This window comes from Petrotoga sp. 9PWA.NaAc.5.4 (assembly GCF_002895485.1).
Classification (GTDB): domain Bacteria; phylum Thermotogota; class Thermotogae; order Petrotogales; family Petrotogaceae; genus AZRK01.
In genome coordinates this window covers 70,617-82,702 of record NZ_AZRK01000012.1, presented here as the reverse complement: position 1 = coordinate 82,702, position 12,086 = coordinate 70,617, and the positions used below count along the sequence as shown (strand labels likewise).

Annotated in this window: 9 protein-coding genes; 7 read left to right on the top strand and 2 right to left on the bottom strand. The window is 29.6% G+C overall.

The window, feature by feature from the left end; translation table 11 throughout:
• The first annotated feature begins 59 nt into the window (after nucleotides 1-59).
• Entirely contained in the window at nucleotides 60-719 is a 660-nt protein-coding gene (locus X924_RS04720; RefSeq protein WP_121957795.1) for an HAD family phosphatase, read from the top strand.
• 58 nt (nucleotides 720-777) lie between these two features.
• On the opposite strand, the gene X924_RS04715 is transcribed toward X924_RS04720, so the two are convergent.
• Both X924_RS04715 and X924_RS04710 read right to left on the bottom strand, forming a co-directional pair.
• The gene (locus X924_RS04715; RefSeq protein ID WP_121957794.1) at nucleotides 778-2,658 is read right to left on the bottom strand and encodes a BMP family ABC transporter substrate-binding protein; all 1,881 of its coding nucleotides are present in this window, start codon (nucleotides 2,656-2,658) and stop codon (nucleotides 778-780) included.
• Nucleotides 2,659-2,771: 113 nt separating this feature from the next.
• Nucleotides 2,772-3,500: a metallophosphoesterase gene (locus tag X924_RS04710; protein ID WP_121957793.1), complete on the bottom strand. Its 729-nt coding sequence runs from the start codon at nucleotides 3,498-3,500 to the stop codon at nucleotides 2,772-2,774.
• Nucleotides 3,501-4,235: 735 nt separating this feature from the next.
• On the opposite strand from X924_RS04710, the gene X924_RS04705 reads away from it, so the two are divergent.
• The 6 genes from X924_RS04705 (at nucleotide 4,236) to X924_RS04680 (ending at nucleotide 11,242) form a co-directional block, all read left to right on the top strand.
• Nucleotides 4,236-5,258, top strand: a complete 1,023-nt coding sequence (locus tag X924_RS04705) for an ROK family protein (RefSeq protein WP_369826024.1) — start codon at nucleotides 4,236-4,238, stop codon at nucleotides 5,256-5,258.
• A gap of 483 nt (nucleotides 5,259-5,741) precedes the next feature.
• Complete coding sequence (locus X924_RS04700) at nucleotides 5,742-6,998, top strand: sugar ABC transporter substrate-binding protein (RefSeq protein ID WP_121957791.1); 1,257 nt, start codon at nucleotides 5,742-5,744, stop codon at nucleotides 6,996-6,998.
• 66 nt (nucleotides 6,999-7,064) lie between these two features.
• Complete coding sequence (locus X924_RS04695) at nucleotides 7,065-7,952, top strand: carbohydrate ABC transporter permease (protein ID WP_121957790.1); 888 nt, start codon at nucleotides 7,065-7,067, stop codon at nucleotides 7,950-7,952.
• Between the two features lie 4 nt (nucleotides 7,953-7,956).
• On the top strand, nucleotides 7,957-8,775 hold the full coding sequence (locus tag X924_RS04690; RefSeq protein ID WP_121957789.1) for a carbohydrate ABC transporter permease: 819 nt from the start codon (nucleotides 7,957-7,959) through the stop codon (nucleotides 8,773-8,775).
• A gap of 15 nt (nucleotides 8,776-8,790) precedes the next feature.
• Nucleotides 8,791-9,444, top strand: a complete 654-nt coding sequence (locus X924_RS04685) for a PIG-L deacetylase family protein (RefSeq protein WP_121957788.1) — start codon at nucleotides 8,791-8,793, stop codon at nucleotides 9,442-9,444.
• Nucleotides 9,445-9,454: 10 nt separating this feature from the next.
• Nucleotides 9,455-11,242, top strand: coding sequence for an amylo-alpha-1,6-glucosidase (locus X924_RS04680; RefSeq protein ID WP_121957787.1), 1,788 nt, complete (start codon nucleotides 9,455-9,457; stop codon nucleotides 11,240-11,242).
• Nucleotides 11,243-12,086: the final 844 nt, after the last annotated feature.

Genomic DNA, 12,086 nt, shown 5'->3' with positions numbered 1-12,086 from the left:
AAAAGCTAAGTTTTAAAGTTTCTAAAGTAATTAGAAATATTTGATTTTGGGAGGATCTAATGATAAAGGCTATTATATTTGATATGGATGGTGTAATAATAGACAGTGAACCTATTCATTATGATGCAAATAAACGTATTTTTGATGAATTGGGAATACCTATAACTCAAAGTATTTATGTAAAATATATTGGAGTTAGTAATGAAGACATGTGGAATGAAATAAAAAATGAATATGATTTAAAACAAACGGTTCAAGAGTTGGTAGATAGGCAAAACTTAGAAAATTTGGAACATATAAAAAAATATGCAAAAGAACCTATATCTGGTGTAGTAGAACTTTTAGAATTGTTGAAAAATAATAGTTATAAAGTTGCACTTGCTTCATCCTCTCCAGAAATTTTAATAAAAGAAGTGTTGGAAAAATTTCAACTGAGTAAATACTTTGATGTAGTAGTGAGTGCAGAAAGCGTTTCTCGCGGAAAACCAAAACCTGACTTATTTATTTATACTGCAGGATTATTGAATGTAAAACCTCGGGAATGTTTAGTCATTGAAGATTCAAAGAATGGTGTTAAAGCAGCTAAATGCGCCGGAATGGTTTGTATTGGGTTTAATAATCCTAATTCTATGAATCAAGATTTATCCAAAGCAGACATAATTGTTGAAAACATGAATGAAATTACATTAGAACTTATCGAAAAATTTAATAAAGATTAAGTATTGACTTTAGAAATGAATTAAAAAGAAGAGGCAATCATTAGCGCCTCTTCTTTTTTTAAGAATAAAATACGTTGTAAGTAAACCAGTCCATGTTCATGAGCTCTTCGTCAGAAATATCTTTATCTTCTGGAACCATTAAATTCCCTTTTTTATCGTAAATAGGTCCTCTAAAAGGATGAAATTTGTCTTCTATAATATCATTTTTAACAAGTTTTACAAGATTTTTCACCTGAGGCAAAACTAAATCACTCAAAGGGGCTAAGTTTACTATTCCAGTTTTAAGTCCTCCCCAGAAATTTTCTATTTTTTCAGAACCTGAAAATAACCTAAACAAAGAAAAATTAGAACCTCTTAGTACGTCTTTTATAATGTTTTCATAATAAATACCCCAATTCCATACTACAGAGGTTAGATAGGTAGAAGGCGCAAATTCTCTCATATCATAATGATAACCAATAGTATATACGTTATGTTCTTCACCAACTTTTAATACCTCAGCGGAATCTTGATGATGAGTTAAAACGTCCACTTCTATTTCATCTATCAAATATTTTGCAGTATTTCTTTCATATTCATAATTCTTCCATGCGTTAGTCCAACCAACATGTACTTCAGCTTTAGAATTTACCGACTTAGCCCCAAGTGCAAAAGCATTGATTCCCATTATTACTTCTGGTATACCATACGAAGCTACATATCCTAAACGATTCGTTTTAGTCATCGCGCCAGCGATCATTCCGGCAAGGAATCTTGGTTCATACATTCTCCCATAGTAAGTGTTTATATCTTCTAATGCTCTATAACCCGAAAAATGCATGAACTTAACATTTTGGAATTTTTTTGTTTCTTTATCATGCAAAAAATCAAAACTCGTGGAAAAGACAAGATCAAATTTTTCTTCTTCAAGTTGTTCTAAAATTTTTTCATAAACTTTAGAACTTGATACGTTTTCGAAACATTTTGTTATCACTTCACCTTTTAATTTTTCTTCAACGTATCTTCTTCCTAATTCATGAGAATAAGTCCAAGCTGAGTCTTCTATACGTGTATTATAAATAAAAGCAACTTTTAAAGCGGCTCCTGAAAGAATAGTAGAAATTCTGAATAGTGGAATAGATAAAGGATGTTCTTCTTTTTCACTCAACTCATCTACCAAAAATTTTATTTGCTCTCTCATTTCTCTTTCTATTTCGGGCATATTATCTATTCCATATTTTTTGAGATATTCTATAAAAGCTTCTTCCTCAGAAAGAGATAGTTTATCTTTTCCAATTTCTCTGTACAATTTTCTGAAAGGTAAATAAATCGAATTTATTAGTTCGTCGTATTTATTCTCTACAAATTCACTTTTCTTTTCATAGTCTTTTATTAATTCATATAATTCTTTAAACTTGCCTTCTTTATCAAACCATATAATATTGATTTTTGTTTTTTCATAAAAATCCAGGAATTCATAATATATTTTAATTTCCGGATCTCCTTCATCCCATTTTGGTATAAGCCTTATAACCTCACCCCGTGTTGAAAAAGCATTTAAATATTTTAATATACTAACTCTTTTATTACCTTCAACTATATAAAACCAATTCAAATATTCATAGGCAGTTACAGGTTCTCTTATACCTTCTTCTGCCTGAGCCTCATATAAATTAATCCATTTGCTAGCAAATTCTGTGTCAATTTTCATTAAGGGATAAAAGTTTTTTGAAAAAGAAACTGCACGAGAATGATAATAGGTTCCTTTAATTCTTTCGATAGGTATGTCTATGGTTCCTAAATTTTGTTCTTTTGATATTTCAACGTTTTGTATTATGTCCTCAAGAGCCGGTAAATAACCGTCTTTTCCTTTTGAAATTTCGTTTAAAAAATCTCTTCTCGCAAGCCGATAAGCTTTTTCATATTCTGTTCTACTTTGGCTTCTATTTGTTCGATACATAAAAATCTCTCCTTTTACTTTCGAAGCGGTACTCACAACATTTTTATACTTTCGATAGTGTTTTTATTTATACCATAATAAATATACACTAAAAATATTAAAATTTTATTCAGTTAATTAAATAAAATTACTTTTGGCTGAATCTTCTTGTAAGATTCTATTTCTAAAACCTCTCTTTTTTCTTCATCATATTTTATAAACTTATAAGGAATAGTGTTTATAAGATAAGAAATATGATTAGAAACTTTAATAATAAAATCTAATTCCTGAAAAGCATATTTAGGGTGAATATGTCCGTATAGCCACAACTTGGGAAAGAAAGAAAAAAAGATCTGTCCCAATGATTTTGACGGTGTATGAGATTGACCAAACTTTTTAATTGTATTTTTTATATAAGGTGGATTATGAGTTACTATGATGTCTATTTTACTAAATCTGTTTCCTTTAAAAATAGAATTAAAAAGTATTTCTCTCCTAAACTTGCTAACATCTCTTTCTTTAAAATAAAAAGGCCGGTATCCATATGCCAAAGATCCTGAGAATCCAGCTATTACAATATCTTTATTTATAAAATTTTTAAGATTTACAACTCCATGATTTAGTACGTAAACTCCTTTATATACTTTAGAAAAGGAATTGTTCTCTTCTTCGTAAAGTTTAGGATAATAACGTTTGTCATGATTACCATGAGTCATAATACTTATAGACGGTTTGAATTCGTTTATTAAATAATCAAGGTACCCTGGTGAGAGATCTCCGGCAGATATAAGTATATCAATTTTCTTCTTGGCCTTGTTTTTTAAGTACACTTCTTCATCAGAAACAGTTATAATATCAACCATCTTTAAATTCCTTTTTTTATAAATTTTAGTGTATACAATATTTTATCAAAGAAAATTTAATTTTCTAAATCTTTATTTTACTAAAAGTTTTAATATATCAATATAAAAGCTCTTAATCTCCTTTAATTAACTCAGATCGTACTTTATGGGATTTTGTTTTTTTATAAAAAAGGTGTTTAATATAATTACATACAGTAAGAAATTAATTAAAATAATGACTTTATAAAGATAATTTTTCAGAAAATAAGCGTTTGAATTTGAAATGGGTTCAGGGCGAAGCCCTCCCCCTCTTTGGCTACATGTAAGAAGAAGTTAAAGAAATTCATATTTTATGAGAATTAGATAGAAACTTTAGAAAAGATAATTTTCTAAAAATAGAATTTTGAATTTGAAATGGGTCCAGGGCGAAGCCCTCCCCCTTTTTGGCTACACGTAGGAAGAAGTTAAAGAAATTCATATTTTATGAGAATTAGATAGAAACTTTAGAAAAGATAATTTTCTAAAAATAGAATTTTGAATTTAAAGTGGGTCCAGGGCGAAGCCCTCCCCCTTTTTGGTTACATGTAGGAAGAAGTTAAAGAAATTCATATTTTATGAGAATTAGATAAAAACTTTAGAAAAGATAATTTTCTAAAAATAGAATTTTGAATTTGAAATGGGTCCAGGGCGAAGCCCTCCCCTCTTTGGCTACATGTAAGAAGAAGTTAAAGGAATTAAGAATTAGTGAGGTGATAAATTATTCAAGATAATGGACATATAAAAGGAATTAGAAATATTAATAGGTTAAAAATTTTGAATTATATATACACACATAAAGAAGCTACCAAAGCAGAAATTGCCAAAAAATTAGGAGTTAGTGCTCCGACGGTCTCAAGAAATTTAGAACCTTATATAAATAAACTTGTTATTAATAACGGTAAAACGGGTTCAAAATTAGGAAGAAAAGCAGATATTTTAGAATTTAGTAATGAAAACAAAATAATAGGTATTCAAGTTGAAAATGAATTTATTATTTATGGAGTGTACAACCTAAAGCAAGAATTACTATTTTCTAAAAAATGTTTTTTTAAAAAATTTGATTGTATAGATGACTTATGTAACCAATTAAAAGAAAGTTTAAAAGATATCGATAAAAAGGAAAATGTCCTTTCCACTGTTTTAGGAATATCTGGATATGTTTCAAAAGATGGATTTATAAATTCTTCAGCCCTCAAAATAAATGAAACCAATATAAAAAAGGTGGTAGAAACGATAAAAGAATTATTTCCAAAAAGTTTAATTTCGTTTGAAAATGACGCAAATCTGTTAGCCATAAAAGAGAAATTTTATTATGGAAAAGATGTAAAAAACATAGTATGTATTTATTGGGGAAAAGGTGTTGGAATGGGATTAATTTTTGGAGGTGAATTATATGTAGGAAAAGGACAAGCTGGTGAATTAGGAAGTATCATTACTTATGGAGATACTCTGGAGAAATATATCGAAAAAGCCCAAGAAGAACATATAATTGCTGAATGGTTGAAGTTGCTAAGAAATATCTATTACGTTTTACAGCCTGATAAAATCGTTATGAATTGTCAACACGAAAAAGAAATAAACAAGATTATTACACGGTGGAAAGAATTATATCCTGATTTTAAAGACGTAAAAATACATAAAAGTGAAGAAATTTCTATAGTCGAAGGAGCAGCGATTTTAGCAATAGAACTGTATTTAAAGAAAATTACCGTTGGGATAAAAGGCGAAGTTGTTTATTAAATAAAGGTAAATTAATTTTTTGGTAGGAGTTCAGAAATGAGAATTTTCTAAAAATAAGCTTTTGAATTTATAACGGGGTCAGGTCGGAGCCTTCTCGCCATTCTTGGTACAAGTACCTAAAAAATTAAAGAAATAGAGAATTGGTCAAAATTAGAATTTTGGAGGTATTTTGTAAAAAATCAACGCTAAAATATATACATAACAAGGATTTTGGAATTTCTAAAGTGAGTAATTTTCTTATATGGACTTTAGAAATGAGAATTTTCTAAAAATAAGCTTTTGAATTTAAAATGGGTCCAGGGCGGAGCCCTCTCCCCCTTTCTTGGCTACAAGCACCGAAAAAGGTAAAGAAAGAAGGAATTAGTAAGGATTAGAAGCGGGGAAGTATTTTATAAAAAGTTAAACTCTAAAATATTTATAAAATGTGAAGTTTTGAATTTCTAAATTTAGTGAAATTTTCTTAATAAAGGGAGGTATGTGATTATGAAAAAAGCTTTAAAGATGGTATCTTTGATAGGGTTATTTTTGTTTTTTGGAACGTTAGTTATATCTCAAGATATAACTTTTGCAACTTTTATTGACGGACCAGATTTACCTGTATTTCGAAAGCAATTAGAAGCTTATGAAAAAGAAACAGGAAAAGATATAGAGCTCTTGGTAATCCCTTATGCTGATTGGAAAACTAAGATGATAATGATGTTACAGGGTGGGACACCCCCTGATGTTGCAAGAGAAACCGATGTTGTATATTTACAAGACTACGCTTTAGATTTAACTCCTTTTATAAAACAACATACTGGAATGGAACCTATGGAATGGTTAGATAATGTAACTGTTTATAAGAGTTGGTTTAAAACTTACAGTTTAGAAGCCGGCATGATTCCAGCAATTCCTTATACAACAGATGTCTTTGCATTATTTTATAATAAAGAATTATTTAAAAAAGCTGGTGTTGAAGTACCAATAAATGGTGTATGGACTATAGATCAATGGTATGATGCGATGTTGAAATTAAAGCAATCTGGAGTAAGATATCCGTTGGTTTGGGACAGAAGTCCTTCAAGATTTTCGTGGCTGCTTTATACATTTGGTGGAGGATACTGGGATGAAACAGGCACAAAAATTATTCTTGATTCCAAAGAATCTATAGAAGCTATGGAGTTCTTTTTAAAAATACATGATGAAAATTTAGTTCCTAAAGCGGTTTGGATATCTGGGGATGCACCTTTAAAATATTTTCAAAATGGATTGTCAGCAATGTATTTGTCTGGTACTTGGATGCTTCCTACTTTTGCGGAACAATTAGATTTTGAATGGGGAGCCATTCCTATGCCTGTTAAAAGAGAAAGATACACATATTCAGGAGGAAAATTGATAGTTCCGTTAACACAAAAAGGTGTAGAATTAGCTTTTTATTTGACTAATAAAGAAAATCTCGCTGAAATAAGTTCAGCATTGTACTTATTACCTGATCGAGCTGATATGAGAGAAGTTACTTATGAAAATAAAATGGTTCAAGAAGCTAATATGGTAGCTATGAACGACTTATTAAATACATCTCCTGCTGCAAAAAAAAGACAAGATTTTGATTGGTACAATTTAAAAACAGCTCCGGTAATTCAAGGAAATGTTTCGGCTATAACTAACATGGTTGTTTCAGTTTTAACACACGAAAAAACTCCTCAAAAAGCTATGAAAGATCTTGCTGATCAACTTAGAAAAGAAGCAGGACTACAGTAATTTCTTTTAAATTTATGAAATCCGCATGCTTTAACAGCATGCGGATTAATTTATAGGAGGGATATTTTGAATACATCAAAAAATTTTAGATCAGAAATGGTAGGAATTTTTTTCATATTACCAAATTTAATTATATTTACACTTTTTGTTATATTCCCAGCAATTTCTGGTTTTTATTTAGCTTTTACAGATTATAGTATGTTAAGAACGCAATCGAATTTCATAGGAATAGAAAATTTTAAAACTATATTTTCTGATTTTAGTTCTTCATCTTTCTTGAGAAGTATGTTAAGAACATTTGTTTTTACAGCAATATTTGTTCCTGTTTCTTTTTTCTTTTCATTATTTTTATCTGTAATAACTACTTCTGAAACAGTCAAAGGAAAAAATTTCTTAAGAACTTTGTTTTACTGGCCTTGGATTTTGTCTCCGGTTATCGTAGCTCTATCTTGGAAATGGTTTTTAGATATAGATGCAGGATTCTTAAATATTATGCTTGAAAAAATGGGTATGCAACCAAAAATGTGGCTATTAGAACCAAATTTAGCTTTTTTTTGGGTTACAATAGTAAATATTTGGTATGTGGCTGGATATTTCATGGTCATGTTCAATGCAGCCTTAACTTCTATTCCACAGGAGGTTTACGATGCTGCTAGTATAGATGGGGCCAACAAATGGCAAAGATTTTGGTCCATAACTTTTCCTTTGCTACGTCCTACTTCTATACTTGTGTTAGTACTTTCTATGATTATGGCTATTAGAAGTTTTGAGTTAGTATACGTTTTCACAAAAGGTGGACCTGGGAATGCTACTATGTTTATGGTTCAAAAAGTTTATGAAGCAGGGTTTCAAGATTATAAATTGGGACTTGCTGCAGCTATGTCTGTAGTTATGTTTTTTGTATTACTTGGATTGACCTTAATTCAATTTAGATATATGCGTGAGGAGGAATAATTACGTGAAGAAAAAACAAATCGTTATTTTAATAAACATTCTTGTGTATATTTTTGCTTTACTTTATGTTTTACCTATAATATGGACTATAATTTCAAGTTTTCGCTTAGAAAAAGATCTGTTTGCTTATCCACCAAAATTAATTTCAGAGTTTACGTTAAAAAATTATGTGAAAGTTATACAAACTACAGATATGCTTACATATTTTAAAAATTCAGTTATAGTTACTGTAAGTTCAACTATAATAACTATAATTATAAGTTTAATGGCGGGATATGCCTTAGCAAAAATAAAATTTAAATCTAAAAATTTTTTCTTTACTTTATTTTTATCAACACTAATGATTCCTCTCCAAGTAATAATGATTTCTATATACTTTGTATTAGCTCGTATAGGATGGATAAATACATATTGGGGCTTAATAATTCCACCTGCTGCTACACCTACAGGAGTCTTTTTAGCAACTCAGTATATAAAATCGTCTATTCCTAACGAAGTTATAGAAAGTGCAAAGATAGATGGTGCAAGTGAGCTAAAAATATTTTGGAGGATTATTCTTCCGTTATGTCAACCTGTGATAGCTGCTTTAGCTGTCCTTTCCTTCACCTGGCGTTGGAATGATTATATATGGCCTTTATTGGTAGTGAGTTCTCCTAAATATATGACTATACAGTTAGGATTAGCACTATTTTCCGGAGAGCATACTGTGCAATGGGGGTCTTTGTTAGCAATGACAACGCTTTCTATGATTCCTGTTTTAATAGTATTCTTATCGTTTCAAAAATATTTCGTTAAAGGCATTACAATGGGGTCTATAAAATAGAAGAGGTGATTTAATATGGTAGATGCACTTTTTTTAGGGGCGCATCCAGATGACTACGAAGCTTTTGCCGGAGGCACCATTTTAAGATTAAAAAAAACTGGTAAAATTTGTGCAGGAGTCATAATGACCGATGGTTCTGCAGGTAAAAATAACGATGTAACCATAAGAAAACTTGAAGCAGAAAGTGCGGCTAAATTTTTAGAACTTGATTATTTTGAAATGATTGGACTGAAAGATGGGTACTTAACAGATTATCATGATTTAACAAAAACAATTGCCAATTTAATAAGAAAATATAAACCAAAAATACTTTTCACTCATTATTTTGAGGATAAACATCCTGATCACAAGATTATAGGCAATATTACAAAAAACGCTTTGTTTTTAGCAAGAACTAAAAGAACTGATTTGGATGGTGAACCATATACATGCAAAAATGTCCTTATGTTTATACCCGATATTACTTATATGCCAGAATCAAGATTATTTATAGATATTACACTATTTTTAGAAAAGAAGATTGAAATATTAAACATCTATAAATCTCAAAAAGGTGTCTTAGAATCTATTTCTTTGATAAACAAATATTTTGCCTCTGAAATTTTGGAGGATAAAGAAAAGGCAGTAGAAGCTTTTTACCCATATCTTCTAACTAAAGAATATTTATAGAGGTGATCAGATGAATTATACAATAGATCAGAATGGAAGTATAACTTATTTTTCTCAAATACCTCAAGAATATATAATTACCAACAAAAATCTTACAATGATAATAAAAAAAGGGATGCCGCTTTCTATATTTTCAAATAAATATGGAACTGTTATGTCAAATATATATTTTGATTTTCTAAAAATAGAAAAAGTTAGATTTTATCCAGACGGTATTGAATTATCAAATAGGATCTCAAAGATGAATATTATAAGTGAGCCACAAAGTTATTCTTTTTTGATTAAATTTGAAAATATTAAAAATTTGGAGTTCTCTTTTAGACTCATTTTTAAAAAAGAATTCAAATTACCTTTTTTTGATAAAGTAGAGATCCCTATAAAATATGAAACACAAACATTTAACAAAGGTATCAAATTGAAAGACGATTTTGTGATAGAAGTAACAAAAGGAAAAATTAAAAATATAAAAAAAGATGAAAGAATAGTTTTTAATATAGAAAGTGACAAAGAAAGGATTATTGAAATATCTATAGGAAAAAGTGGAGAAAAAGATTTAACTGAAAAGAATAACGATTATATTAATTATTTAAAAAAGCTAACTCCTCAATATAATTATTTGGAAGATTTAGAAAAAATATTATTTTTATTTTCAACACATACTGCTCTCTCATCAATAAAAGATTTCGATGGGAAATTAGGTTTAGCAGCGGGTGTAAATTACTCTTTTCCAAATAGGACTTATTTTAGAGACGGATTTTGGACCATCCAACCAATAATGAAAATTGACCCTCAATTTGCTAGAAATGAGATATTGTTACTATCAGAAGGAGTTCATAAAGATGGTTCGTGTCCGAGTGGTGTAATGATATTAGGAGAAGAAGAACTTGAATTTATTAGAGAAAAAAAGGAACTTTTACCAAAACAAGTAAAAACATCTTATAGATATGAAAAAGATTGGTGGTCTAATCATCACGATTCAGGAGGTTATTATGTAATTCTTCTTTCCCAATATATCGAAAAGACGGGAGACATAGAAATATTAAAAGAAGAATTTTCAGAAGGGACCATTTTAGACAAGGTAGGATTTATTCTGAAAAGGTACTTAAAAATGTCAAATGATAAAGATTTTTTAATGAACAAGCCTTTCGATTCAAACGATTGGGCGGATAATGTTTATAGAAATGGCTATGTCACTTATGATTTGGCAATTCAAATAGAAGCGTTTCGTAAAGCAGCTTTAATTTATAAAATGGTCTCTCGAGATAAAATTTCAAAAGAGTTATTTGATAAATATGAAAAGATGAAGTATTATTTCAATAAAAAAATGTGGAATGAAGAAAAAGGATATTTTAATGATTTTATTGGCGATTATTGTGAAGATCATTTAAATATTGATACTGTGATATCTATATTATTCGATATTGCGGATAATGAAAAAAAACAAAAGACTCTTTTTGCAATGGAAAAAATGCTTGAAACAAAAAATAACCCCGATCAAAAATTTGGAGATTGGGGAGTAATGTCAGTGTGGCCTTTTTTTAAATCTAAAAAACATCTTTTTAGTAAGAGTGTTTTCCCGTATCGTTACCATAATGGAAGTGATTGGCCTTATTTATCGTCAATTTATGCCTTAGTTAAAAGAAGAGAAAATATGGATTATAAGTATCCACTCATGAGATGGTGGAAATATTCATTGGATAAAGGTTGGATAAATCCTGTTGAATATTATAGCCCTGCTTATTTTCGAGGTTCTTTGAATCAAGGATGGTCATCTTTTGCTGCTACATTTTTTCTATAGACTTTTTATCTGTTAAATTTTCATAAATATTTCGCGTTTATAAGCGATTAAATCGATTTAACGATAAATGAAGTTGATTATCCGCATTTTTATTAATTTCATTTTAGAACGAATTAATTGTATAATAGAAATATAACATAGTGTGTTTCTAAAATTGAAAATTAAAAAATCAGCCAGTAAAATGAGTTTTTGAATTTAAAATGGGTCCAGGGCGGAGCCCCCATCTCCTCCTTCGGTACAAGTACCGAAAAAGTTAAAAAATTCAGATAGGTACTTTAGAAATGAAGTGTTTTTAAAAGTAAGGTTTTGAATTTAAAATGGGTCCAGGGCGAAGCCCCTCTCCCCTCTCGGTACAAGTACCGAGTAACTCAAAAAATAAATAATTTGCCAAAATAGATAAAGACTTTAAAAAGGAGAACTTTTTAAAAATAAGGTTTTGATTCTAAAAATGGGTCCAGGGCGAAGCCCCTCTCCCCTCTCGGTACAAGTACCGAGTAACTCAAAAAATAAATAATTTGCCAAAATAGATAAAGACTTTAAAATGGAGAACTTTTTAAAAATAATCTTTTGTATTTAAAATGGGTTCAGGGCGAAGCCCTCTCCCCTCTCGGTACAAGTGCCGAGTAACTCAAAAAATAAATAATTTGCCAAAATAGATAAAGACTTTAAAATGGAGAGCTTTTTAAAAATAATCTTTTGTATTTAAAATGGGTTCAGGGCGAAGCCCCTCTCCCCTCTCGGTACAAGTACCGAGTAACTCAAAAAATAAACAATTTGCCAAAATAGATAAAGACTTTAAAATGGAGAACTTTTTAAAAATAAGGTTTTGATTCTAAAAATGGGT